This window comes from Paracoccus luteus, assembly GCF_004522155.1.
In the GTDB taxonomy this organism is placed as follows: Bacteria; Pseudomonadota; Alphaproteobacteria; order Rhodobacterales; family Rhodobacteraceae; genus Paracoccus; species Paracoccus luteus.
This window is the reverse complement of record NZ_SDEA01000009.1, coordinates 1-24,438: the sequence shown is the minus strand read 5'-3', so window position 1 is coordinate 24,438 and position 24,438 is coordinate 1. Positions and strand designations below refer to the sequence as shown.

General features: G+C 70.5%; 24 protein-coding genes, 1 tRNA gene and 1 pseudogene. 20 read left to right on the top strand and 6 right to left on the bottom strand.

Annotation, left to right across the window (positions count from 1 at the left end):
• Positions 1 to 14: 14 nt before the first annotated feature.
• From EPA64_RS11565 to EPA64_RS11540, 6 genes are all read left to right on the top strand, one after another.
• Positions 15 to 1,160, top strand: a complete 1,146-nt coding sequence (locus tag EPA64_RS11565) for an SPOR domain-containing protein (RefSeq protein ID WP_134726508.1) — start codon at positions 15 to 17, stop codon at positions 1,158 to 1,160.
• A 140-nt stretch (positions 1,161 to 1,300) separates the two neighbouring features.
• Positions 1,301 to 1,570: a 30S ribosomal protein S20 gene (gene rpsT / locus EPA64_RS11560; RefSeq protein ID WP_134726507.1), complete on the top strand. Its 270-nt coding sequence runs from the start codon at positions 1,301 to 1,303 to the stop codon at positions 1,568 to 1,570.
• Positions 1,571 to 2,094: 524 nt separating this feature from the next.
• Positions 2,095 to 3,471 carry a chromosomal replication initiator protein DnaA gene (gene dnaA / locus EPA64_RS11555; protein ID WP_134726506.1) on the top strand — a complete coding sequence of 459 codons (1,377 nt, stop codon included), beginning with the start codon at positions 2,095 to 2,097 and terminating at the stop codon, positions 3,469 to 3,471.
• 87 nt (positions 3,472 to 3,558) lie between these two features.
• Positions 3,559 to 4,680 carry a DNA polymerase III subunit beta gene (gene dnaN, locus EPA64_RS11550; protein WP_134726505.1) on the top strand — a complete coding sequence of 374 codons (1,122 nt, stop codon included), beginning with the start codon at positions 3,559 to 3,561 and terminating at the stop codon, positions 4,678 to 4,680.
• Positions 4,677 to 5,756, top strand: a complete 1,080-nt coding sequence (recF, locus tag EPA64_RS11545; protein ID WP_134726504.1) for a DNA replication/repair protein RecF — start codon at positions 4,677 to 4,679, stop codon at positions 5,754 to 5,756. The genes dnaN and recF overlap by 4 nt, the downstream gene beginning before the upstream one ends.
• A 5-nt stretch (positions 5,757 to 5,761) precedes the next feature.
• The gene (locus EPA64_RS11540) at positions 5,762 to 6,187 is read left to right on the top strand and encodes a VOC family protein (RefSeq protein ID WP_425467031.1); all 426 of its coding nucleotides are present in this window, start codon (positions 5,762 to 5,764) and stop codon (positions 6,185 to 6,187) included.
• Between the two features lie 58 nt (positions 6,188 to 6,245).
• Here the strand turns inward: EPA64_RS11540 and EPA64_RS11535 are convergent, their stop codons facing one another.
• Positions 6,246 to 8,024, bottom strand: a complete 1,779-nt coding sequence (locus EPA64_RS11535) for an adenine deaminase (RefSeq protein WP_134726502.1) — start codon at positions 8,022 to 8,024, stop codon at positions 6,246 to 6,248.
• 61 nt (positions 8,025 to 8,085) lie between these two features.
• Between EPA64_RS11535 and recO the strand changes: the two genes are divergently transcribed.
• The gene (gene recO, locus EPA64_RS11530; protein WP_134726501.1) at positions 8,086 to 8,793 is read left to right on the top strand and encodes a DNA repair protein RecO; all 708 of its coding nucleotides are present in this window, start codon (positions 8,086 to 8,088) and stop codon (positions 8,791 to 8,793) included.
• 149 nt (positions 8,794 to 8,942) lie between these two features.
• Here recO and EPA64_RS11525 read toward each other — a convergent pair whose 3' ends face one another.
• Together EPA64_RS11525 and EPA64_RS11520 are read right to left on the bottom strand one after the other, a co-directional pair.
• Positions 8,943 to 9,362, bottom strand: coding sequence for an META domain-containing protein (locus EPA64_RS11525; protein ID WP_134726500.1), 420 nt, complete (start codon positions 9,360 to 9,362; stop codon positions 8,943 to 8,945).
• 157 nt (positions 9,363 to 9,519) lie between these two features.
• Entirely contained in the window at positions 9,520 to 11,151 is a 1,632-nt protein-coding gene (locus tag EPA64_RS11520) for an acyl-CoA dehydrogenase family protein (RefSeq protein WP_134726499.1), read from the bottom strand.
• Between the two features lie 205 nt (positions 11,152 to 11,356).
• Between EPA64_RS11520 and dapE the strand changes: the two genes are divergently transcribed.
• From dapE to EPA64_RS11505, 3 genes are read left to right on the top strand one after another with little or no spacing between them, the layout of a single operon-like run.
• Positions 11,357 to 12,493, top strand: coding sequence for a succinyl-diaminopimelate desuccinylase (gene dapE / locus EPA64_RS11515; RefSeq protein WP_134726498.1), 1,137 nt, complete (start codon positions 11,357 to 11,359; stop codon positions 12,491 to 12,493).
• Positions 12,490 to 12,924 carry a GNAT family N-acetyltransferase gene (locus tag EPA64_RS11510; RefSeq protein ID WP_134726497.1) on the top strand — a complete coding sequence of 145 codons (435 nt, stop codon included), beginning with the start codon at positions 12,490 to 12,492 and terminating at the stop codon, positions 12,922 to 12,924. Before dapE ends, EPA64_RS11510 begins: the two co-directional genes overlap by 4 nt.
• Entirely contained in the window at positions 12,915 to 13,409 is a 495-nt protein-coding gene (locus EPA64_RS11505) for a hypothetical protein (RefSeq protein WP_246026732.1), read from the top strand. The genes EPA64_RS11510 and EPA64_RS11505 overlap by 10 nt, the downstream gene beginning before the upstream one ends.
• A gap of 248 nt (positions 13,410 to 13,657) precedes the next feature.
• Here the strand turns inward: EPA64_RS11505 and EPA64_RS11500 are convergent, their stop codons facing one another.
• Positions 13,658 to 16,192, bottom strand: a complete 2,535-nt coding sequence (locus EPA64_RS11500) for an OmpA family protein (RefSeq protein WP_134726496.1) — start codon at positions 16,190 to 16,192, stop codon at positions 13,658 to 13,660.
• A gap of 259 nt (positions 16,193 to 16,451) precedes the next feature.
• On the opposite strand from EPA64_RS11500, the gene infA reads away from it, so the two are divergent.
• From infA to EPA64_RS11475, 5 genes are all read left to right on the top strand, one after another.
• Positions 16,452 to 16,670, top strand: a complete 219-nt coding sequence (gene infA, locus EPA64_RS11495) for a translation initiation factor IF-1 (protein WP_036636451.1) — start codon at positions 16,452 to 16,454, stop codon at positions 16,668 to 16,670.
• The gene (locus tag EPA64_RS11490) at positions 16,630 to 17,256 is read left to right on the top strand and encodes a Maf family protein (protein ID WP_134726495.1); all 627 of its coding nucleotides are present in this window, start codon (positions 16,630 to 16,632) and stop codon (positions 17,254 to 17,256) included. Before infA ends, EPA64_RS11490 begins: the two co-directional genes overlap by 41 nt.
• Positions 17,253 to 18,332 carry a ribonuclease E/G gene (locus EPA64_RS11485; protein ID WP_134726494.1) on the top strand — a complete coding sequence of 360 codons (1,080 nt, stop codon included), beginning with the start codon at positions 17,253 to 17,255 and terminating at the stop codon, positions 18,330 to 18,332. Before EPA64_RS11490 ends, EPA64_RS11485 begins: the two co-directional genes overlap by 4 nt.
• Positions 18,329 to 18,481: a DNA gyrase inhibitor YacG gene (locus EPA64_RS11480; RefSeq protein WP_134726493.1), complete on the top strand. Its 153-nt coding sequence runs from the start codon at positions 18,329 to 18,331 to the stop codon at positions 18,479 to 18,481. Before EPA64_RS11485 ends, EPA64_RS11480 begins: the two co-directional genes overlap by 4 nt.
• Positions 18,482 to 18,584: 103 nt before the next feature.
• Positions 18,585 to 18,660 (top strand) — tRNA-Phe (locus tag EPA64_RS11475).
• Between the two features lie 40 nt (positions 18,661 to 18,700).
• Here the strand turns inward: EPA64_RS11475 and EPA64_RS11470 are convergent.
• A complete protein-coding gene (locus EPA64_RS11470) occupies positions 18,701 to 19,414 on the bottom strand; it encodes a tyrosine-type recombinase/integrase (protein WP_134726492.1) in 714 nt (237 codons plus the stop codon).
• Positions 19,415 to 19,466: 52 nt separating this feature from the next.
• Here EPA64_RS11470 and EPA64_RS11465 point away from each other — a divergent pair.
• Together EPA64_RS11465 and EPA64_RS11460 are read left to right on the top strand one after the other, a co-directional pair.
• Positions 19,467 to 20,237 (top strand): annotated as a pseudogene (locus EPA64_RS11465) (IS256 family transposase); the annotation flags it as partial.
• 132 nt (positions 20,238 to 20,369) lie between these two features.
• Positions 20,370 to 20,858, top strand: coding sequence for a metallophosphoesterase family protein (locus EPA64_RS11460; protein WP_246026731.1), 489 nt, complete (start codon positions 20,370 to 20,372; stop codon positions 20,856 to 20,858).
• 138 nt (positions 20,859 to 20,996) lie between these two features.
• Here the strand turns inward: EPA64_RS11460 and EPA64_RS11455 are convergent, their stop codons facing one another.
• Positions 20,997 to 21,896, bottom strand: coding sequence for a LysR substrate-binding domain-containing protein (locus tag EPA64_RS11455; RefSeq protein WP_246026730.1), 900 nt, complete (start codon positions 21,894 to 21,896; stop codon positions 20,997 to 20,999).
• A 78-nt stretch (positions 21,897 to 21,974) separates the two neighbouring features.
• Here EPA64_RS11455 and EPA64_RS11450 point away from each other — a divergent pair, with 78 nt between their 5' ends.
• The 3 genes from EPA64_RS11450 to tnpB all read left to right on the top strand — a co-directional run bounded on the left by EPA64_RS11450 (position 21,975) and on the right by tnpB (position 24,107).
• Positions 21,975 to 22,679: an SDR family oxidoreductase gene (locus tag EPA64_RS11450; protein ID WP_134726491.1), complete on the top strand. Its 705-nt coding sequence runs from the start codon at positions 21,975 to 21,977 to the stop codon at positions 22,677 to 22,679.
• A gap of 69 nt (positions 22,680 to 22,748) precedes the next feature.
• Positions 22,749 to 23,654 (top strand): DMT family transporter, encoded by a 906-nt coding sequence (locus EPA64_RS11445; protein ID WP_134726490.1) that lies wholly within the window; start codon positions 22,749 to 22,751, stop codon positions 23,652 to 23,654.
• Positions 23,655 to 23,813: 159 nt separating this feature from the next.
• Entirely contained in the window at positions 23,814 to 24,107 is a 294-nt protein-coding gene (tnpB, locus tag EPA64_RS11440; RefSeq protein WP_134726489.1) for an IS66 family insertion sequence element accessory protein TnpB, read from the top strand.
• The last annotated feature ends 331 nt before the right edge of the window (positions 24,108 to 24,438 follow it).

The window sequence follows — 24,438 nt, the reverse complement described above, 5'->3', positions numbered from 1 at the left end:
ATCGGGGGTCGGGCATGCGCGTTTCTGGGTTCCTTGGTATCTGGGCCGGGGTCATGACGGTCTGGGCGATGATCTTCGTCGCCCCGGCGTGGGCGGCAGGGGCGCCGGCGGACGGCCATGCCGCGCCGGAACCGGCGGTGGCGGCGGTGCAGGTGCCGCAACGCACCCGCGATCCGGCCGAACTGTCGGGCGACGTGGGAACCGGCCCCGGCCCGGCCGAGGCGCCGCCGCCGGGCTTTGCCGGGGCGCAGTATGTCGACAGCGCCGGCTGCGTGTTCCTGAACCTGCACGGGCAATGGCAGCCGCGCGTCGCCCGCGACGAGTCGGTCATGTGCGGCTATCCGCCCACGTTATCCGCCCGCCGCACCCTTCCCGACACCGTCGCGCCGCTGTTTCCCGCGCCGCCCGAACCCAGGGCCGCGCGGATGGAACGGGTGCTGTCGGAAACCATCATCGGCAATCTGCAGGACGGAGAGCTGTCGCCTGCGGGCGGGACGGCGAGCGCGCGGCCCACGCAGGCGCCGGCGGCCAGCCTGCCCGCCCCTGTTGCGCCTGCCGCCGGGGGACCGGCGGGTCTGGCGGCGGCGGTCAGGGCCGCGCCGGTGCTGCGCGGGGCAATGGCTGCGCCGCAGCGCGACCGCCCGCTGTGCCGCCTGCTTGGCGCGTCCGCCGGGGCCGAATCGCTGCGGCTGGGCCAGCAGATGGCGCTGGGGCTGTGCGGGGCCGCGCCGCTGGCGTTCCCGCAGCTGGCAAGCGCGCCTGTGGCCGCGCCGGCCTTGGTCGCGATCCGCGCCGACAGCGTGGCGACGCCCCCGGCGGCGCGCCTGCCGAAGGGTGCAAAGGCAGGTGGTCGTGACAAGGCCGCGCCCCGCGCCGTTCGCCCGACAGCTGCCGGAACGCGGGCGGCGCCCTTGGGCAGGGGCATGGTTCCGCCCGGCGCGCGCTTTGTCCAGCTCGGAGCCTATGCCGATGCGCCGGGCGCCGACCGGGCCGCGCAGCGGCTGGCGCGGCTGGGCCTGCCGGTGTCGCGCGCCCGCGAAATGCAGGCGGGCAGGGCGGTGCAACTGATCCTGGCCGGGCCGTTCGACGGACGCGAGGCTGTGGTGCGCGCCATCGACCGGCTGCGCCGCGCCGGTTATGCCGACGCCTTTGCGCGATGACTGCGGCGCCGTGCCGCACGTGGCCGCACGGCTGCCGGAACCTGCCCGCCGCGGCGCGTGGCGGTTGACTTGGCCCGCCGCGGGGCGTATAGGCCCGGCTTCAGGATTCTCAGACACCGCAACACCGGAACCGCACAGACATGGCCAACACGCCCCAGTCCAAAAAGCGCGCGCGCCAGACCGAGCGCCGCACCGCCGTCAACAAGAACCGCCGCTCGCGCATCCGCACCTTCCTGCGCAAGGTCGAAGAGGCGATCGCCGGCGGCAACCAGCAGGTCGCGGCCGAGGCGCTGAAGAACGCGCAGCCCGAACTGATGCGCGGCGTGACCAAGGGCGTCGTCCACAAGAACACCGCGTCGCGCAAGATCTCGCGCCTGGCGGCCCGCGTCAAGGCGCTGGCGGCGGCCTGATCCGCCGCCCGATCCGGCGGACACGATCCCCCGGAACGATCCGCTGGCCCGCATGGGCCGGGGCGCATCCGACCCGATACCGATCCCGCAAGGGCGTGCCGCCGGCGCGCCCTTTTTCTTGTTCCACCGCCTTGATCTGAAACGATTTTTTCCGCCTGCAACAGCCCGGCAGATTCGTTGCGGCAAATGCCCTGTCAAGGACAGAGTTCAGTTGCAGCCGTCCGAGCGCTGGGGTTAGCGTGACCCATGCGATTCACGTCGCGATGGGGAACGTCGCCCAGCGGACCGGCCATGCCGGGCCCGGGCGATCGGTGCGACGGTGCGGGGGGACCGCGCCGCCACCGGGACCGGCACCGGCTGCCACCGGGGTCGTCCGCCAGCGCCATCCGTATCAGCGCCCGCCGGGCGCGCCCGTGCCGCCCCGTGCGGCACGAGGGATGCGGCTTGCCTGATCCACGTCGCCACGGGGCCGCACTGTCCCGCCGGCAATGACCGGCGGGGGCCGGGGACATAAGGGACGTGGAATGGACAAGATCTGGGGGCAGGCGCGCGCCGAGCTGGAAACGCTCGTCGGCAGCAACAATTATGCGCGGTGGCTGGCGCCCCTCGAATTCAACGGGCTCAAGGACGGCACCGCCGCCCTGTCCTGCCCGACGCGGTTCCTGTCGGACTGGGTGTCGCGCCACTATAGCCGCCCCATCATCGAGGCGCTGACCCGTCACGGCGCGTCCGTCGAACGGCTCAGCTTCACGGTCGCGCCGCAGGCCGCGGTTCCGCCCGCCGCCATCCAAGCGGATCGCGGCACCCCCGCCCCCGCCGCCCGCGCCCCGGCACCCCGCCCGCCGCTGCGCGGGGACGACGACATGACCGCGCCGCTGGACGCGCGCTTCACCTTTGACAATTTCATCGTCGGCAAGCCCAACGAACTGGCCCATGCCGCCGCCCGCCGTGTGGCCGAAGGCGGCGCGGTGTCGTTCAACCCGCTGTTTCTGTATGGCGGCGTGGGGCTGGGCAAGACGCACCTGATGCACGCCATCGCGCGCGAACGCCAGGCACGCCACCCGGACGCGCGCATCCTGTATCTGTCGGCCGAACAGTTCATGTACCGCTTTGTCCAGGCGCTGCGCGAACGCACCGTCATGGACTTCAAGGAGCTGTTCCGCACCGTCGACCTGCTGATGGTCGATGACGTGCAGTTCATCGCCGGCAAGGACAGCACCCAAGAGGAGTTCTTCCACACGTTCAACGCCCTGGTCGATCAGGGCAAGCAGATCGTCATTTCCGCCGACCGCGCGCCCGGAGAGATCAAGGATCTTGAGGAGCGGATCAAGTCGCGCCTGTCCTGCGGCCTGATCGTGGACCTGCACCCCACCGATTACGAACTGCGCCTGTCGATCCTGCAGTCCAAGACCGAACAGTTCCGCGCCACCTATCCCGGCCTGATCCTGGGCGCCGGCGTGCTGGAGTTCCTGGCCCACCGCATCACCTCGAACGTGCGCGTGCTGGAAGGCGCGCTGCAGCGGCTGTTCGCGTTCGCCAGCCTGATGGGGCGGCCGATCGACCTGGACATGACCCAGGAATGTCTGGCCGACATCCTGCGCGCGTCCGACCGCAAGGTCTCGGTCGAGGAGATCCAGCGCAAGGTGGCCGAGCATTACAACATCCGCCTGTCGGATCTGGTCGGCCCGAAGCGGGTCCGCACCCTGGCCCGGCCGCGCCAGATCGCCATGTATCTGTCCAAGCAGATGACCAGCCGCAGCCTGCCGGAAATCGGCCGCCGCTTCGGCGGGCGCGACCACACCACGATCCTGCACGGGGTCAAGCGCATCGAGGAACTGCGGTCCGAGGATCGCAGCCTGGCCGAGGACATCGACCTGCTGCGCCGCGCGCTCGAGGCGTGATCGCGGGCGCTTGACCGCCGCACCCAAACAAAGAAACTAAGCGCGCCGCGCCGCGGCCGATCCGACGACAGCAAGGGGCAGGACGCCATGAAATTTTCGATCGAGCGCGCGGTGCTGGTCAAGGCCGTGGCGCAGGCCCAGTCCGTCGTCGAACGCCGCAACACCATCCCGATCCTGTCCAACGTCCTGATCGAGGCGGGGCCGGACGGCGTCAGCTTTCGCGCCACCGACCTGGACACCGAGGTCGTGGACCGCGCCCCCGCGATGGTGGAACGCCCCGGCGCGACCACCGTCAGCGCCGCCCTGCTGAACGAGATCGCGCGCAAGCTGCCCGACGGCGCGCTGGTGGCCATCGCCGCCGATGCCGCCACCGCGCGGCTGACGGTGCAGGCGGGACGCTCGAACTTCAACCTTGCGACGCTGCCGCGCGAGGATTTCCCGGTCATGGCGTCGTCCGAATACGCGGCCAACTTCGCCGCCCCGGCGGCGCTGCTGCGGCGGCTGTTCGACAAGTCGAAGTTCGCCATCTCGACCGAAGAGACGCGCTATTACCTGAACGGCGTCTATATGCATGTGGCCGACGCCGAGGGGGGCGGCAAGTCGCTGCGCTGCGTGGCGACCGACGGCCACCGGCTGGCCCGCATCGACGCGGCGCTGCCCGATGGCGCCGCGGGGATGCCCGGCGTGATCGTGCCCCGCAAGACCGTGGCCGAGCTGAAAAAACTGCTGGACGACGACGACACGCAGATCGCCGTGTCGGTCGGCGACACCAAGGTGCGCTTTGCCACGCCGACGATCACCCTGACCTCCAAGGTCATCGACGGCACCTTTCCCGATTATACCCGCGTGATCCCCAAGGGAAACACCCGCAAGCTCGAGGTGGACGCCAGCGACTTTGCCCGCGCGGTGGACCGCGTGGCGACGGTCAGTTCCGAACGCTCGCGCGCCGTCAAGCTGGCGCTGGACGAAGACCGGCTGGTCCTGTCCGTCAACGCCCCCGACGCGGGTGCCGCCGACGAGGAACTGGCCGTCGCCTATGCCGACGAGCCGCTGGAGATCGGTTTCAACGCCAAGTACCTGCAGGAAATCGCCCAGCAGATCGACCGCGAGAACGCGGTGTTCCTGTTCAACGGCTCGGGCGACGCCGCGCTGATCCGCGAGGGCGGGGACGACAGCGCCGTCTATGTCGTGATGCCGATGCGGGTGTGACGCTCAGCCAACTGACGCTGGCGCAGTTCCGGTCCTGGCCGCGGCTGGCGCTGGATCTGGACGCGCGGCCGCTGGCGATCTTCGGCCCGAACGGCGCGGGCAAGACCAACATCCTCGAGGCGCTGTCGATGCTGTCGCCCGGCCGCGGCCTGCGCGGCGCCAGCCCCGCCGATCAGGCGCGGCAGGGGCCCGACGCGGGCTGGCGCATCCGCGCCGCGCTTTCCGGGCACGACGTCGAAACCACCGCGCCACCGGGCGAGACGCGCGGCGTGACGCTGGACGGCAAGCCGGTGCCGCAGGTCACTCTGGGCCGGCTGGTGCGGCTGATCTGGCTTACCCCGGCGATGGACCGGCTGTGGACCGATGCCCCCGAAACGCGCAGGCGGTTTCTGGACCGGCTGACGCTCAGCTTTTTTCCGGCCCACGCCGACGATGCGCTGGCCTATGACAAGGCGATGCGCGACCGCAACCGGCTGCTGCGCGACGACATCCGCGACGACCGCTGGTATCGCGCGCTGGAATCGCGGATGGCGCAGGCGGGGGCGGCGATCACGGCCAGCCGGCAGGCTGCGCTGGCCCGCATCATGGCCGCGCAGCTGGGCGCGCGGACGGCATTCCCCGCCGCGCGGCTGGCGCTGCGCGCGGGCGACGGCGCCGCCGATGACGCGGACGCGGCCAGCATCGCCGCGCGCCTGGCCGAGATGCGCCCCCGCGACTTGGCCGCCGGGCGCACGCTGACCGGGCCGCATCGCGCCGATCTGGGGGCGGACTGGGGGCCGGACGACATGCCCGCCGCGCTGTCCTCGACCGGCGAGCAAAAGGCGCTGCTGCTGTCGCTGATCCTGGCCAATGCCCGCGCCCTGGCCGATCAGCGCCCGCTGCTCTTGCTGGACGAGGTCGCGGCGCATCTTGACGCCGACCGGCGCGCCGCGTTGCATGACGAGATCGTGGCCCTGCCCGCGCAGGCCATCCTGACCGGCACGGGGCGCGAGCTGTTCGACACGCTGGCGGGCCGGGCGCGCTATCTGGCGGTGTCGCGCGGCCCCGGCGGCTCGACCGCCACCGAGGAGGGTTGATCATGCTGCCCCGCCAACGCGTCTCGCTGATCACGCTGGGCGTGGCCGACCTGGCCCGCGCCTGCGAGTTCTATCGCGCCTGGGGATGGACCCCGCATCCGGCCGCGGCGCCGGGCGTCGTGTTCTTCCAGATGCACGGCGCGGCGCTGGCGTTGTTTCCGTGCGCGGACCTTGCCGCCGATCAGGGCCGGCCGGGGGCAAGCCTTGGCACCGGCGCGGTGACGCTGGCCCAGAACTGCGCCGATCAGGCCGAGGCGGACGCCGTCTGGCAGGCGGCGGTGGACGCGGGCGCCGCCCCGCTCAAGCGGCCGGAACGCGCCGAATGGGGCGGCTGGTCGGGCTATGTGGCGGACCCGGACGGGCATGTCTGGGAAATCGCCCACAACCCCTTCTGGACGCTCGGCCCCGACGGCGCGCTGACCCTGCCCTGATCTTCTGGCGGCAAATATCCTCCGGGGGTCCGGGGGTGGAAAACCCCCGGCGCGGCGGTCACGCCATCACGACGTCGGTCAGCTGGAACCGGCTCACGTCCACCAGCCCAAGGTCCGAGATCCGCAGTTCCGGGATCACCACCAGCGCCAGCAGGACGTGCTGCATCACGGCGTTGTTCATCGTGCAGCCGCAGGCGCGGATCGCCTCGCCCACGGCCTGGGCTGCCGCCGCGACATCGGGCGCGGGCGCGTCCGACATCAGCCCCGCGATGGGCAGTGCGACATGGGCAAGCTCGGCCCCGTCGCGGAACACGGCGATGCCGCCGCCCAGTTCGGCCAGCCGCGCGGTGGCGGCGGCCATGTTTTCGCCGCAGGTGCCGACGACGATCATGTGGTGGCTGTCATGCGCCACGGTCGAGGCGACGGCCATGCGCCCCTGATAGCCAAAACCCGACACGAACCCGTTGACCACGCCGCCCGTGCCGCGGTGGCGTTCGACCAGCGCGATGCGGGCGATGCCGTCCGCGGGCTGGACGGCCCCGTCCACGACCGGCAGCTCGGCAGTCAGCGCGCGGGTGGGGGCCTGGTTCTCGACCACGCCGATGACGCGGACGGTGGCGCGGCCGCCGGTCGCCGGCACCGCGAAGTCGCCCGCCCCCAGCCCGCGCCCCAGCCGCACGGTGTCGCGGGCGGCGTCCGGCCAGTCGATGCGCGGGCAATCGACCATCAGCCGCCCGCCCTCGGCCACCAGCCGCCCCTGCGCCACCACCGCCTCGACCGGCAGCGCCGTCAGGTCCGAGGTCAGGATCACGTCCGCGCGCCGCCCCGGCGTGATCGAGCCAAGCTCGCGCTCCAGCCCGAAATGGCGGGCGGTGTTGATGGTCGCCATCTGGATCGCCACCAGCGGATCGCACCCGCAGTCGATGGCGTGGCGCACCGCCCGGTCCATGTGGCCGTCGTGGACCAGCGTCCCCGCATGGCAGTCGTCGGTGCACAGCATGAAGCCCGAGGGGTCCAGCCCGCGCCGGGTGATGGCGGTGATCTGCGCCTCGACGTCATGCCAGGCCGACCCCAGCCGCAGCATCGCGCCCATGCCCTGCCGCACGCGGGCGATGGCCTGCGCCTCGGCCACCGTCTCGTGGTCGTCGGCCGCGCCCCCCGCCACGTAAGCCGCAAAGTTCCGCCCCAGGTCGGGGCTGGCGTAATGCCCGCCCACGGTCTTGCCGGCGGCCCGGGTCGCGGCGATTTCCGACAGCATCGCCGGGTCGCCCGCGGCGACGGCGGGAAAGTTCATCATCTCGCCCAAGCCCACGATGCCGTCCCAGCCCATCGCCTGCGCGACCTCGCCCGCCGTGATCGGGTGGCCGGTGGTTTCCAGCCCGGGGGCCGAGGGCGCGCAGCTGGGCATCTGGGTCAGCATGGTGATCGGCTGGATCAGGCTTTCGTCGCGCATCAGCCGCACGCCCTCCAGCCCCATCACGTTCGCGACCTCGTGCGGGTCGTGCATGATCGTCGTGGTGCCGTGCGGGATCACGGCGGCGGCGAAGCCTGCGGGCGTCAGCATCCCGCTTTCCACGTGCATGTGGGCGTCGATCAGGCCGGGGATCATGAACCGCCCCGCCGCCTCGATCACCTGTGTCCCGGGGCCGATGTTGGCGCTGGCGTCGGGCAGGACGCAGGCCACGCGGCCGCAGGCGACGGCGATGTCGTGGCCCGGCAGGATTTCGCGGGTGTGGACGTTGACCCACTGGCCGCCCCGGATGACCAGATCGGCGGGCGCGCGGCCGGCGGCGACTTCGACCAGGCGCGGCTGCGCCTCGGTCCACGGTTTCAGCATGTGATGTCCCCTATTCTGCGGGCAAAGATTGCGGCAGCGTGGCGGCGAAGGGAAGGCCGCGATGGACTGGCAGGGCGAGGCGACGGCGATCGCGCAGCGGCGTCACGGCGAACATGCCGTGATCCTGACCGTGCTGGCGCGCGACGCGGGGCTGCTGACGGGCCTCGTTCCGGGCGGCGCCAGCACCAGGCGCGCCGCGCTGATGCAGCCGGGCGGACGGCTGTCGCTGCACTGGCGGGCGCGGCGCGACGACCAGCTGGGCACGTTTGCGGTCGAACCGGGCCGCGCCCGTCCGGGCCTGATGGCCGACGCGGACGCGCTGGCCGGGCTGAACGCGGTCACGGCGCTGATCGCCTATGCGCTGCCGGAACGCGACCCGCACCCCCGCCTTGCCGACGCGACCGAGACGCTGCTGGACGCGATGGACACCGGCGCGGCATGGGCCGGGGATTACCTGCGGTGGGAGATGCTGCTGCTGGACGATCTGGGCTTCGGCCTGTCGCTGGACCGCTGCGCCGTCACGGGCGCGCGCGCCGGGCTGGCGTTCGTCAGCCCGCGCACCGGCCACGCGGTCACGGCGGCGGCGGCGGGCGACTGGGCGGCGCGGCTGCTGCCGCTGCCGGAACTGCTGGGCGGGCAGGGGGGCGGCTTGGCCGAGGCCCTGGCGCTGACCGGCCATTTCCTGTCCGCCCGGCTGGCCGAGGGGCAGGCGGGCCGCCCCCTGCCCGCCGCGCGCGGGCGGCTGGTCGCCCGGCTGGCGCGGGGCTGAGGGGGCGACCGGCGAAGGCGCGACGGGGGGCGCGGCGTGACGCCCGCCGTGACCCCTGACAGGCGGGCGCCCGACGGCGGCGCGATGTGACGCGCAACGGCGCGCCCCGACGCCACGTCAGGGGCGACGGGCGCGCGCGACGGGCGCGATCAGTTCCCGGTGCGTTCCAGCGTGATATAGGTCGGTCCGATGATCTTCAGCACGCCACCTTCCCAGCGCGCCTCTTGCGCCTGGGTCAGCGCCTGGAAGAACCGCGCCTCGAACCCCTTGTGGCCGCAGGGGTTGTCGGTCCAGGTCATCGTGGACACGCGCACGGCAGGCAGGGTCGCCGCGTTCTGGCCGGTAAAGGTGTTGCACGGGCCCTTGCCCGAGAACCCGCCGCCCTGCACCAGCCGCAGGGTGCCGTCGCGGGTGGGCACGGCCTCTTTCCCGAAGCCGACCAGCGTATAGGTGCCCAGCGGCACCCCGCCTTCAAAGCCGGTCCCGGCCGGGGTGGTCGGGGTGGGTTCGCACGCGGCAAGCGCCGCCAGCGCGGCAGCGGCGGCGGTCAGGCGAAAGACAGTGGACATGGCAGATTTTCCCCCAAGGAAACAGGCTGATGGCGAACGTCCCCTGCCACCGTCCCGTTCCAAGGGCAACGCGTCCCCCGGCGGGGCGTGACCCGAAAGACACGCTTGCGATATCGTGATCACACCGGCGGGCGGCCTGCCCCCGTCCCCGCCCCCGTCAGCCCAGCAGGCGGCGGGCGATGACCTGCGCCTGAATCTCGGCCGCGCCTTCGAAGATGTTCAGGATGCGGGCGTCGCACAGCACCCGGCTGATCGCGTATTCCAGCGCGAATCCGTTGCCGCCGTGGATTTGCAGCGCGTTGTCGGCCGCCGACCAAGCCACACGCGCGCCCAGCAGCTTGGCCATCCCGGCCTCAAGGTCGCAGCGCCTGTCGTGGTCCTTCTGCCACGCCGAATGATAGGTCAGCTGGCGCGCGATCATGATTTCCACTGCCATCAGCGCCAGCTTGTCGGCGACGCGGGGGAATGCGATCAGCGGCTTGCCGAACTGCTTGCGGTCCAGCGCATACTGCATCCCCAGTTCCAGCGCCGACTGCGCCACGCCGATGGCGCGGGCGGCGGTCTGGATGCGGGCGGATTCAAAGGTCTGCATCAGCTGCTTGAAGCCCTGTCCGGGCTGGCCGCCCAGCAGGTTGTCGGCCTTGACCCTGAAGCCGTCGAAGCCCAGCTCGTATTCTTTCATCCCGCGATAGCCCAGCACCTCGATCTCGCCGCCGGTCATGCCGGGGGTGGGAAACGGGTCGGCGTCGTTGCCGGGGGTCTTTTCCGCCAGAAACATCGACAACCCGCGCCAGTCGGTGGTGTCCGGCTCGGTGCGCGCCAGCAGCGTCATCACATGGGTGCGCGCGGCGTGGGTGATCCAGGTCTTGTTGCCGGTGATCTCCCACCCCTCGGTCGTGCGGACCGCGCGGGTGCGCAGCGAGCCGAGGTCGCTGCCGGTGTTGGGTTCGGTGAAGACGGCGGTAGGCAGGATTTCCCCGCTGGCGATCCTGGGCAGCCACTGCTGCTTCTGCTCGGGCGTGCCGCCGACCAGGATCAGTTCGGCCGCGATTTCGGACCGGGTGCCAAGGCTGCCCACGCCGATATAGCCGCGCGACAGCTCCTCGGACACGACGACCATGCTGGCCTTGGACAGGCCCAGGCCCCCGAACTCCTCGGGGATGGTCAGGCCGAAAACGCCGAGTTCGGCCAGTTCCCGGATGATCTCGATCGGGATCAGCTCGTCCCGCAGGTGCCAGCCGTGGGCGTTCGGGATCACCCGGTCGTCGGCATAGCGGCGGAACTGGTCGCGGATCATTTCCAGATCCTCGTCCAGCCCGGTCACGCCAAAGGTCGCGCGGCCGTGGTTGTCCTGCATCAGCGCGGCCAGCCGGGCGCGGGCGGCCGGGGTGTTGCCGCCCATCGCGGCGCGCGCGGCGTCGGACGGCTGCCAGTCCGCGCCCAGGTCGGACAGGCGGGCAAACTCGGTCTGGCTCATCGGGATGCCGCCGGCCAGCTGAGTCAGATATTCGCCGAAGCCGATGGTCAGGATCAACTGCTCGATCTCGGCCATGCCATCGCCCAGCCGGTCGGCCCACGCCGAAAGCTGGGTCAGCGATTCGACATAGGTGGCGATCCACGAGAGCGCGTGGGCGGCGTGCTGTTCCTGCTCCAGCGCGGCGGCATCGACCTTGGCGCCGCCGACGCGGGCCCGCAGCGCCTCGGTCGCCCGCGCCAGCAGCGCGTCCAGTTCGGGCAGGATGGCCTTGGCGGTGGACGGGGACAGCACGGGGTCGCGGGTGTCGAGCATGATGAGGTTTCCCTTGGTCGAGCGGCTGAGTCCGGGGATACCCCCTTCGCAGGTGCAGCGCAACTATGCTGCGCCGCCGCGGCCGTCCGCGCAGTTTCGTTGCGCGCACGCGTGCAGTCGTCCCGCTGCCGGACCCAAGGCTTGCGGCCCCCGCCCCCGGTGGTGCAGGTTCGCCGCGCGCCATTCCCGCGTGCGATGGACCGACATGACCGACCCCGCCGACCTGACCGCCCGACTGATCCGCTGCCCCTCGGTCACGCCGGACGAGGGCGGCGCGCTGACGCTGATCGCGTCGATCCTTGAACCGGCGGGCTTTCGCTGCACCCGCGTCGATCGGGGCGGCACGCCCAACCTGTTCGCCCGCTGGGGTGAAAAGGGCGCCCGCAGCTTTGGGTTCAACGGGCACACCGACGTCGTGCCCCCCGGCGATCCGGCAAGCTGGACGCATCCGCCGTTTTCCGGGCTGGTCGCGGACGGGCTGATCTGGGGACGCGGCGCGACCGACATGAAATCCGGCGTCGCGGCCTTTGTCGCCGCCGCCGTCGATTTCGTCGCCGCCACGCCCCCCGACGGCGCGGTCATCCTGACCATCACCGGCGACGAAGAGGGGCCGTCGCGCGACGGCACCGCCGCGATCCTGGACTGGATGCGCGACAACGGCGAACGCATGGACGTCTGCATCGTGGGCGAGCCGTCGAACCCCACGGTCATGGGCGAGATGATCAAGATCGGCCGCCGCGGCAGCCTGACCGCGCGGCTGACCGCGACCGGCGTGCAGGGCCACGCCGCCTATCCCCACCGGGCGCGCAACCCTCTGCACGCGCTGGTCACGCTGCTGGGCGATCTGACGGCGCGGCCGCTGGACGCGGGAACGGCGCATTTCGACGCCTCGGGGCTGCAGGTGACGACCATCGACTGCGGGAACCCTGCGTCGAACGTGATCCCCGAACGGGCGACGGCGACGGTCAACATCCGCTTCAACGACGCCCATTCCGGGGCCAGCCTGACCGCGATGCTGCGCGAACGCGCGGCGGCGGTGGAACTGGCGACCGGCGTCGGCATCGCGCTGGATGTGGACATTTCCGGCGAAAGCTTCCTGACGCAGCCGGGGCCGTTCGTGGACATGGTGCGCGACGTCGTGGCGGCCCACACCGGGCGGACGCCGGTGCTGTCCACGTCGGGCGGCACGTCGGACGCGCGGTTCGTCAAGGACCACTGCCCGGTGCTGGAACTGGGGCTGGTCGGCGCGTTCATGCATCAGGTGGACGAGCGCGTGCCCGAAGGTCAGGTGCGCCAGCTGAAGGACATCTATCAGTCGATCCTGCAACGGTATTTCGCATGACCGCGCGCCCGCTGATCGCCCGCAGCGATGACCTGGCCGCCTGCCACGCGATCCGCCGCGCGGTCTTCATCGACGAGCAGGCCGTCCCCGAGGCGCTGGAGATCGACGGCCTGGACGGCGCGGCGATCCACCTGCTGGCGACGGTCGACGGGCGGCCTGTCGGCTGCGCGCGCCTGCTGATCGACGGGACGGTCGGCAAGATCGGCCGCGTCGCCGTGCTGCGGCAGGCGCGGGGCACCGGCCTTGGCGCGGCGCTGATCCGCGCCGCGCTGGACGAGCTGCGGGGCGTGCCCGGCGTCACCACCGCCAAGCTGGGCGCGCAGACCCACGCGCTGGGGTTCTATGAACGGCTGGGCTTTGTCGCGCAGGGGCCGGTGTTCGACGACGCGGGCATCCCGCACCGCACCATGACGCGGCCGCTGTGGACCTGATCCGCCCCGAACTGGTCGAGCGCGTCCGCCCGTGGCGCGAGGTGATCGCGGCCGGGCTGACCGCCGCCGCGGGCGCGTGGCTGTTTTCGCTGGGCGGGCTGGTGTTCCAGCCGATGGGTCTGGCGGTGATCGGCGTCGCCGCCGTCTGGGGTCTGGGCGCGCTGCGCCGCAGGCGGTTCCAGATGGGCATCGCCGCGCCCGGCCTGGTCGAGGTCGAGGAGGGCGCCGTCCGCTATTTCTCCGCCCGCGCGCTGGGCGGCGAGATCGCGCTGCGCGACCTGACCGAGATCCGCCTGCTGCGACTGGACGGCCATGCCCACTGGCGGCTGAAGGCCGGCGGTCAGGCGCTGCTGATCCCGGTCGAGGCGGCGGGCGCGGCCACGCTGGCCGACGCCTTCGCGGCGCTGCCGGGGTTCGACCTGGGCCGCGCGGCCTCGGCGCTGTCCGGCAATGCCGCCGTTGCGACGGTGTGGCGGCGGGGCTGAGATGCTGCGCACGGCGGGTCGCGGCATGAAGAGGGTGCGGCCATGACAATGATCGAGGGCATGGAAAGGGTCGCGGCATGGCGATGACCGGGGGCCGAAAAAGGGCTGCGACACGGCAATGACTCCGGGCCGAAAAGGGCTGCGAACTGAAACGGACTGCGGCCTGAAAAGGCTGCGGGCATGATGCGCCCCCGACATGGCAAAGGCCGCGGGCGATGCCGCGGCCTTTTCCTTCGCTGCGGCTGGCGTCAGTTCCGCGCCAGCAGGTCGGTGATCCGGCGCACGGCGGCGCGGCGGTTTTCGCGGACGTCGCCCTCGGACGGGATCTTCAGGAACTGTTCGCCATAGCCCTGCACGACCATGTTTTCCGGCGGCACGTCAAAGAACTCGGTCAGCGCCAGCGCCACCGATTCAGCCCGCCGGTCCGACAGCGCCAGGTTTGACACGCCCGAGCCGACGGCGTCGGTGTGCCCCTCGATCAGGAACATCTCGCGCGGGTTCTGGCGGACGCTGTCGGTAATGACGCGGCCCAGCGTGGCCAGCTGCTGCGCCTGATCGGCCTTGATCGCGGCCGATCCGGTGTCGAAGGTGATCGCCTGGATGTCCACCGGGGCGACCAGCGCGCGCACCTCGGGGATGGCGCGGATCTGGCCCAGGGTAAAGCTGCGGTCCACCTCGACCTCGCGGCGCAGGGCCTCGCGCAGCGCCTCTTCGGACAAGGGCTGGCCCGGGGTGACGACGACCGGCTGCGCGGGCGCGGGCAGTTGCGACACGACAACCGGCTGCACCTGCGTGTCGTCGATCAGCGCCGTCGTGCTGCCGTCGGGATAGACCAGCGTGCGCCGCAGGATGCGCAGGTCGGCGTCGCGGATGGTGACGACCTGGCTGCCATCCTCGCGCGCGACGATGGTGCGGGTCGATCCGTCGGCGTATTCCTCGGTCTGCACGGTCGATCCGGGACGGGCCAGCAGGGCGTTGTCGTCCTTGATGACCTCATAGCTGCCGTCCGACCGTTCCACGACCACGCGGTCGCCGGTGTTCAGCGCCACCTGGCGGTTGTTCGACAGCATCTGCCCGGCGACAAGCCCGGCCAGCACCGGCAGGCCGATGCGCGCGATGTCGCGGACCAGGTTGTCGTCAGCCTCCTCATCCTCGGTCAGGGCGTTCCCGCCGGTGACGACAGGGTCCGCGCCGGGCGCAGCGGTGGTCACGGCGCCGCCGCCGGGCTGGGCCTGGCCGCCATCGACCACGACCGCGCCGGGTCCGGTGCCGGGCGTGGCGGGCGCGTCGGTCCCCTGCGCGCCGGCACGCGGCGTGCCGCGCAGGTCGGTGGCGAAATCCTCGGTCGCCTGGCGGCTGGTTTCCTGCGTGACCGTCGTCTTTTCGGACGACGCGACGGGGGTCGCGGCCTCGGCCAGCGCGGCGGCGGCGGGCGGGGCCGCAGCCTCGGCCGCCTCACGCGAGGCCACGGTTTCCTGGGCGCGCGCCTCGGGGACCGCCTGCGCTGCCTCGAGCGCGCGGGCCAGCGCGTCGGCCGACTGGTCCTGCGCCGGTGCGTCCGGGGCGGCGGTCACGACAGGGGCGTCCTGCGCCGTCGCGCCGGGCGACGCGACCGCAGGCTGCGCTGGCGTGGCAGGCTGCGCGGGCGTGGCGACGACCGGCGCATCACCGGGGGCGACGGCGGGGGCATCGCCGGGGGCGGTCTGTTCGACCGCGGGCGGGATTTCGGCCGATCGGGCCTGTTCGGGGGTGACGACGACCGGCGGCTCGGTCGGGGGGACGACCTCGCCGTTCTGGCGGGCCAGCGCCTCGGCCAGCGCGGCCGCGTCGGGCGCGGCCTCGACCCGGTCGGGCGTTGCCTCGGGCGCGGCCTCGGTCGCATCGACCACCGGCGGGACGACGGTCCCGGCCGGGGGCGTGGCGGTTTCGACCGGGCGGTCGGCGGCAGCATCGGCCGTGGGCTGTTCCGCCTCAGGCGGCACGGCGGGGGCGTCCGCCGCAGCGTCGGCGGTCGCCGCGTCCGCCGGCGCAGGGATCTCGTCGGACCTGTCGGCGGACGGCGCGTCGGCAGGGGGCGGAAGTTCGGCAGAGCGTCCGTCCGGCGCGGCGTCGGCCTGCGGCTCGGCCGGGGCGTCCGCCGCAGCCGCCTGCGCGGCGGCTTCGGCCTCGGCCTGTGCGGCAGCTTCGGCTTCGGCCTGCGCGGCGGCTTCCGCTTCAGCCTGCGCGGCGGCCTCGGCCTGCGCCTGCGCGGCGGCCTGGCGGTCCGCCTCGGCTGCCGCTGCGTCTGCCGGCGCGGCACCGTCGGCGGCCTGCTGTCCGGCGTCCGCCGCGGGCGGCATCACCACCGGCGCGTCGGCCTGCGCCAGGATGATGGCCTCGGGCTGGCCGCCCGCCGCGGCGCGCGGCACGTTGCGCAGCGGCGCCTTGGGGTCGGGGACCAGCGTGCCGTCGGGGCCGACGATGTTGGTCTGCTGCACCTTGGGCGCCAGCAGGATCGTGCCGTCCTCGCCCATCTCGACCGCAAGGCCGCCCGGGGTGAACATGGGCATCCCGTCGGGGCAGGGGCGCGGCGCGTTCATCTGGCAGCGCAGGTCGCCCGCGGCCAGCCCGCCCGCCAGTTCCGCCTGCAGCACGCGGGCCAGGCGCGGCATGTTCGTGGCGCGCTGGCCCGCCAGCTGCGCGGCCTGGTCCGCGGGCAGCAGCGTTTCGGCCGTGGCGACCTGCGGCAGGCCAAGGCCGAGGCACAGGGCGATGGCGGTCGTGTCGGTGAAGATGCGGCGCATGGGCTGTCCTTGACTGATCGCGGGCGGCGCCGTTCCGGCCTGCCCCGCACGTTGCGTTGCCGCCCCGCGGCGCAGGGGTGCGCGCGGGGATCATGCCGATCAAACCACGAAACCGCGCGCGCGTTCCCCCAATCCCTCGTGAACGGCGCGTGATTGCCCCGCGCTGTCCGGCGCTGCGGCCACTTGGCCCTTGAAAATGGACGCGATCCGCCGCATATGGCACCCGCCCGCGCCTTGCGGGCCGCAATCAGGAGAGATCATGGCCAAGGAAGAGATGCTCGAATTCCCAGGCGTCGTGAAGGAACTCTTGCCCAACGCGACGTTCCGGGTCGAGCTCGAAAACGGCCATGAGATCATCGCGCACATGGCAGGCAAGATGCGCAAGAACCGCATCCGGGTTCTGGCCGGCGACAAGGTGCAGGTCGAGATGAACACCTATGACCTGTCCAAGGGGCGGATCAATTACCGCTTCAAGTGACGTTCCGCGGCTGGTGCTGGCCTCGGCCAGCCCGCGGCGGCTGGAACTGCTGGCGCAGATCGGGATCGTCCCCGATGCCGTGGTGCCCGCAGACATCGACGAAACCCCCCGCCGGGCCGAGGATGCGCGCGATTACGCCCGCCGCATGGCCGCCGAAAAGGCCGCAGCCGTCGCCGCGTCGCAGCCGGGCGTGGTGCTGGCGGCCGATACGGTCGTCGTCGTGGGCCGCCGCATCCTGGGCAAGCCCGCGGACGCGGGCGAGGCCGCGACCTTCCTGCGCCTGCTGTCGGGCCGCCGCCACAAGGTGATGACCGCCGTGACCGTCGCCGCGGGTGACGCCGCGCGCCACCGGCTGGTCGAGACAATCGTCCGGTTCCGTCCTTTGCCGGCGGCCGAGATCGCGGTCTATGTCGCCTGTGGCGACTGGCGCGGCAAGGCGGGGGGCTATGGCATCCAGGGGCCAGCCGCGGCGTTCGCGCCGTGGATGCAGGGTTCGTTCACCGCGGTCGTCGGACTGCCGCTTGCCGAAACCGCCACGCTGCTGGCCGCCGCCGGCATCACGGGCCAGATCAGGGAAACGCCATGAAGGGACGACAGGTCATCCTGGGCCATCTGTGGGGGCGCGAGGCCGCCGCCCTGATGGTCGACGGCCAGCTTGTGGATCTGATGCTGGACCTGACCGCGCTGACCCCGCTGCCGCCCGGCGCGATCTGCCGCGCCGTGGTGGACCGGCTGGTCAAGGGTCAGGGCGGCGTCTTCCTGCGCCTGCCCGAGGGCGAGCGCGGCTTCCTGCGCGAGGCCCGCGGCCTGTCCGAGGGCCAGAACCTGATCGTGCAGGTCAGTGGCGTGGCCGAGGATGGCAAGGCCATCCCGGTGACCCAGCGCGTGCTGTTCCGCGGCCAGACTGGCATCGCCACCCCCGGCGCGCCCGGCGTCAACGTCTCGCGCCGCATCCGCGACGAGGACAGCCGCGCCCGGCTGATCGCGATCGGGACCGACGCGCTGGGGGTCGCGACCGCGCCCGACGACCTTGGGCTGGTCATCCGCACCGCCGCCGAACACGACGCCGACGATCTGGTGCGGGACGAGCTGATCTCGCTGGCCGAACTGGCCATCCAGGTGATGGGCGACCGCGCGGGCCGGCCGGAACTGCTGGTCGATGCGGAACTGCCCTGGCGGTCGGCGTGGATCGACTGGGCCGACCCCGCCCCCGACGACATCGACGAGACGCCCGGCGCCTTCGACACCCACGGCGTCACCGACGCGGTCGAGGCGCTGCTTGATCCCGAATTGGCGCTGCCCGGCGGCGGTTTCGCCGTGATCGAGCCGACCCGCGCGCTGGTCGCGGTGGACGTGAACACCGGCCGCGACACCTCGGCCGCGGCGGCGCTGAAGGCCAACATCACCCTGGCCCGCGACCTGCCCCGCCAGCTGCGGCTGCGCGGACTGGGCGGGCAGGTTGTGGTGGACTTTGCCCCGGTCCCCAAGCGCGACCGCGGCACGCTGGACCAGGCGCTGCGCGCCGCGTTCCGCGCCGACGGGACCGAGACGACGCTGGTCGGCTGGACCGCGATGGGCCTTTACGAGCTGAACCGCAAGCGCGACCGCGCGCCCCTTGCCGCCGTCGCGCATGTCGCGCCGGGCCTGGAGGATGACGGATGAGCTGCCCGATCTGCGCCAAGCCCACTGACCCGAAATACCGCCCCTTCTGCTCGCGCCGTTGCGCCGACGTGGACCTGGCCCGCTGGCTGCGCGGCGACTATGCCATCCCCGGCGACCCCGCCCCCGAGACCCCGACGGACGAACGCTGAGCGGCCCTTGCGCGAACCGGCGCGCACCCGCGTTTTTCGTCTGGACAGTCCCGGCGCGCTTGTCTAATCACGCCCCACCCGCAGGCGGAAACGCCACGGCGGCGCCCGGATAGCTCAGTTGGTAGAGCAGCGGATTGAAAATCCGCGTGTCGGCGGTTCAAATCCGTCTCCGGGCACCAAATTTTCTTATGAGTTACAATTAGTTAGATGGCTCTGGGGTTAGTCCCTCCCGGAAGGTTTGACGCTTTCCAAGCTAGGTTTGACAAGTTTTGTTCGCCGTTCGATCTCTGCATCCAACAACTCGGCAGCGGCCCTGTTGCGCTCGGAGAGGTCAGCATCTCGAGAATACCAAGCCGCCATGGCCTCCTCTTTCTGCCCCAGATAGTCTGCGATCTGGCGTAGGTCCATTCCGGCTTCTCTAAGGATTGTTCCCACCATGTGACGTAACCCTTTGAGGGTAAGGTCGGCTGGAAGGGCGCCAGCCTCGACCTGATCTTTTCGCCACTTATGCCAAACGGTAGAAAATCCATTGTAAGTCCAAGGTCTGCCCCTGGTGTTTGCAAGCACCGTGATGGCATTATGCCGCGGAGCAGCATTCATGGCAGACTTCAGGCGGCCACTGATCGGGAGGCTCACTTCCTGCCCGGTCTTCCCTCGGTTCGCCCAGATGACTCCATCTTTGATCATGTCTCGGCGCAGACTCAGTGCATCGGAAGGATCCAGACCGGTGTTTGCGATCAACGCGATAACTGCTCGAATGTGAGGAGGAGCCAGCCTAAGCGCCGTGTCAAGTTCCTCTACTTTCCAAGGGCGGTTCGCTCGAGGTGCATCTTTGGGCCGAGGTTTTGGAATGATGTCCTTGGCGTAGTTCTCCGAGATAAGTCCTTTGGGCTTGGCAAAACGAAATACTTCGCTCAACACTGTGCGAAGCATGTTGGCCTGCTTCCATCCTATCTTTGCGGCAGCTTTGTCGTGAATGGCAGAATTTCTCGACCGGCCGCTCGCGGGCGAATGGCCTTATCTGTGGCTGGACGCGACCTATCTGAAGGTCCGCCAGGGCGGGCGCATCATCTCTGTCGCGGCCATAATCGCCGTGGCGGTGAACACGGACGGGCGCCGCGAGATCATCGGCCTGAAGATCGGCCCCTCGGAAGCCGAGACATTCTGGACGGACTTTCTGCGCACCCTGAAAGGGCGCGGGCTCGACGGCGTGAAGCTGGTGATCTCGGACGCGCATACCGGCCTCAAAGCAGCGATCGCGCGGGTGCTCGACGCGACTTGGCAGCGCTGCCGCGTTCACTGACGGCGCAATGCCCTCGCTCACGTGCCGAAGGGCCAGCACACGGTCGTCGCGGCCGCCATCCGGCAGGCCTTCACCCAGCCCGACCAGAAAGCCGCCATCGAGATCTGGCGGCACGTCGCCGACCAGCTCCGTGTCCGCTGGCCGAAGCTCGCGGCGCTGATGGACGAGAGCGAGGCTGACGTGCTGGCCTACATGGCTTTCCCGGCCCAGCACAGAACGAAGTTGCACTCGACCAACCCACTGGAACGCTTGAACAAGGAGGTGAAGCGCCGCGCCGACGTCGTGGGGATCTTCCCGAACGAGGACAGCATCATCCGCCTGATCGGCGCCGTCCTGTTCGAGCACAACGACGACTGGCAGGGCCAGCACCGCTACATGATGGTGGAAGCCTTCAGCCAGATCGACACCGCTCAGACCGACCCGCTTCTCAGCATCACCACACAGGCCGCCTGACCGATGACCTCAAACGGCCTTCCTGCAATTTACACCAGCTTGACGGACGTGACCCGGCCCGTCGCGGCACCATCGTCGTCACGTTGCCGGGTAACGCGTGACCTGCGTGCCATGACCTACAGGAGCTGCCTTGTGCAATCACTCATCCACCCATCTCCTGAAGAGCGCATTGGCGTCATCTCCGATACTCACGGCCTGCTCCGCCCCGAGGCGCTGGAGGCTCTCGAAGGCGTGGGCCACATCCTGCACGCGGGCGATATCGGCGATCCCAACCATCTTGCCGTCCTAGCGCGCATCGCCCCGGTGACTGCAATCCGCGGCAACATCGACCACGGCCCCTGGGCCGAGGTCCTGCCCGAAACGGTGAGCCTCATGATCGGCGGCCTGCGAATCCACATGATCCATGACCGAAAGGATTTGCAGGTTGATCCAGGAGCCGAGGGGTGGGACGTCGTGATCTCGGGCCATTCCCACAAGCCCGGCATCGAGGAAACCAGCAGCACCCTCTGGCTGAACCCCGGCGCAGCCGGACCCCGCCGCTTCCGCCTGCCGATTACGCTGGCTTTCCTTTGGGAAGAGGCCGGCCGCCCCCGCGCCATGATCCACCCCTTGCCTGTCTGACCTGCGTCCGCCTGGACAGGGCCACCTGAACCACCCTGGGTCTGCCGGAGGCTGACTGTCGTCAGAGGCAAGATCCTGAGAAGTTAGCGATACGGCAGCACCAAGCGGCCGGTATGCGGACTAAAGCTGCCGGTCCCCTTATCGAGATATGAGTTGCGTGGCGGACCAGGCCCACACCGAATCCACCGCCGCCACGGGAAACTGGGACAGCCTCCGCACGAGGTAGTAGTCCGGCCCTGTTGTCAGGGCGCTTTCTGCCACCTGCACCAGCCTGCCCGCAGCAAGATCGGCTTGCACGAAGGCGCGGGCGGCGATTGCCACGCCCTGGCCCGCCAGAGCCGCATCCAAGGCCAGGGCGGTCTGGTTGAAAATCGCCCCGGGCAGCTTGCCGGATGTGCGCAGAAAAGTCGGCCAATGCGCGTGGGCATCATGGAGCAGCGGCAGGTCCAGCAGTTGCTTGGCTGCAAGCGGCAGCGTCATCTGACCGATCAGATGGGGACTGGCGACCGCCACCAGATCCTGTCGGAACAGCAGAAGCGCCTCCTGCGTCGCCGGAAAGGGAGGGCGGGTCAGGCGCACGACGATGTCCACCTGATCGCGGTCGAAGTCGGACAGGGCCTCGGTCGCCACGATGCGCAACTCCACCCCGGGCAAGGCTGCGTTGAAGTCGGCCAGGCGCGGGATCAGGACCTTGGCGGCAAAGGTGGGTGTGACGCTGATCGTGACCGCATCCGGGCGGGCAAGAAGCCGCGCCGTCGCCTCGCCCAAGGTATCGAGCGCGCGGGTCACGTCGGCCAGATAGGAGGCACCCGGCAGGGTCAGCGCCAGACCGCGCGGCAGTCGCTGGAACAGGGCAAGGCCCAGATGGGCTTCCAGCGCGCGCACCTGCTGGGCCACTGCGCCCTGCGTCACGCCCAGCTCGTCGGCGGCGGCACGGAAGTTCAGCCTGCGCCCCGCGACCTCGAAGGCGCGAAGAGCGTTCAGCGGAGGCAGGGCGCGACGGGATAGGGACATGGGCAGCCTGCAGTTTTCCTGCATCCTGACAGGCTTCCTTCTGGCGCGAAAGGCGCGGACTGATCTGTCATACTGCCGGCAAATCACGATCTGGAGGCAGGCATGTCTGAAGAAAAGGTTGCAGTCATCACGGCCGGCGGGTCCGGCATGGGGGCCGCCGCTGCCCGCAGGCTGGCGCAGGACGGCTATCGCGTCGCGATCCTGTCCTCATCGGGCAAGGGCGAGGCACTGGCCGCTGAACTCGGCGGCGTGGGTGTCACCGGCTCGAACCTCGTGGCGGATGACGTGCAACGGCTGGTCGATCTGGCGATGGAACGCTGGGGCCGCATCGACGCCCTGGTGAACTCGGCCGGACACGGCCCTCGCGCGCCGATCCTGGAGATCACCGACGAGGACTGGCACAAGGGGATGGAGGTCTATTTCCTCTCTGCCGTGCGCCCGATCCGGCTGGTGGTCCCGATCATGCAGGCGCAGGGCGGCGGCGCGATCGTCAACATCTCGACGGCCTGGGTCACGCAACCCTCGTCGATGTTTCCGACCTCGGCGGGGTTCCGGGCCAGCCTTGGCACCTTCGTCAAGATCGTCGCGGACGAATATGCCGGTCAGGGCATCCGCATCAACAACGTCCTGCCGGGCTGGATCGACAGCCTGCCAGCCACGGACGAACGCCGCGACAGTGTGCCCATGGGCCGCTATGGCCAGGCCGCGGAAATCGCGGCCACCGTCGCCTTCCTGCTGTCGGAGGGGGCGGGCTACATCACGGGGCAGAGCATCCGCGTGGATGGCGGGCTGATCCGCAGCGTCTGAGCCCCCCCAATCCTGCCGCCGGCACCTTTCCGACCGGAAGGGTGCCTGCGCTTTCCTGAAAGACACGTCATGCCACGTGCTTATGCCGCGCTTGCTGCCCTCGGCCTCATCTGGGGGTCGAACTTCATCTTCATGAAATGGGCCACCGCCCTGATCTCGCCCACGCAGACGGTGTTCCTGCGGGTGCTGTTCGGCTTCCTGCCGTTGGCCGTGATGGCGTGGCGAACGGGCGTCATCACCCGAGGCCAGTTGCGCCATGTGCCGCATTTCGCGATCATGTCGGTGCTGGCGACGACCTTCTACTACTATGGCTTCGTCGCCGGCACGGCCCTGCTGCCGACCAGCGTGGCGGGGCTGCTCAGTGGTTCGATCCCCATCTTTACCTTCATCTGCGCCTGGCTGTTCCTGCGCGAGGACCAGCCGACCGCCCGAATGGCCGCCGGGGTCGCGCTCGGCTTCGTGGGAATTGCGCTGAGCGCACGTCCTTGGGAGGGGGCAGGCGGGGTGCCGCTGGCCGGAGTGCTGTGGATGCTCGCCGGCACGCTCAGCGTCGGCGTCTCGTTCGTCTATGCCCGCTTGTTCCTGTCGCCGCTGAAGCTGCCGCCGCTGGCGCTGGCGACATGGCAGACGGGCCTTGCCACTCTGACGCTGCTGGTCCTGACGGACTTCACGGGGATCAGTGCCATCGCCACGGATCACCGGGCGTTTCTGGGCGCGGTCGTCGGCCTCGGGATGCTGGGCACGGGCGGGGCGTTCCTGATCTACTATTTCATCATCGAGAAGCTCGGCCCCGTGCGAGCTTCCGGCGCGACCTATATCGCCCCAGTGGTGGCGGTGATCATTGGTGCAGCCGTGGGTGAGAGGATCACTTCCTTGGAGATCCTGGCCTTGGCTCTGATCCTTGGCGGCGTGGTGCTGATCCAGACCGGTAAGAGGGTGATGGCGCCTCCGTTGAAGCAGGCGACTGGCCGCTGAGGGCTGATTGTGTTGAAGAAGTCGGTGTTTATTCGGACGTGGTAGGCGCTAAAAACGGCAGGGGTTGCCGTTTCATGCGACGCTTGGCGCCATCGGCACCAACTTCGCGAGTTTTCTCAGGTTCTGGACGGTCGCGGCCAGGAGGCCGGGGTCACGGACATGCGCAAGGGCTTTGCGGCCTTGGCCGCGCAGGCCGAGGCGGTGCTGAAGCAGGATCCGTTCGGTGGGCATCTGTTTGTCTTCCGGGGCCGGCGCGGCGATCTGGTCAAGGTGATCTGGTGGGATGGCCAGGGCGCCTGCATGTTCATGAAGCGGCTGGAGCGGGGCCGGTTCGTCTGGCCTTCCACCACCGAGGGCAAGATCGCCCTGACGGCCGCGCAACTGGCGATGCTGCTGGAAGGGATCGACTGGCGGACCCCGGAGCGGACCTGGCAGCCCTTGGCGGCCGGATAAGGGACTGGTCCTGATCGTTGAGGATTCCCAGCCGGAATCCAGTCCGATAAGCTCGTCTCATGCTCGACGAGCCCGCCATCCTGCCGGAAGACCCCGAGGAGCTGCGCAGCTTCACGGCTCGGCTCCTGGCCGAGGTGAAGGCTCAGGCGGTCCTGATCGAGAAGCTCCGGCACCAGCTTGCCGGGCACCGGGCGCACCGCTTCGGGCCTCGTCGGAGACGGCCGAGCAGCTGCATCTGGCGCTGGAGACCAGCGAGATCGCCGCCGCCGCGATGACCGCGCGGATGAAGCTGCCAAACGTCGATGAGAAGGATAAACCGAAGCGTCGCCCG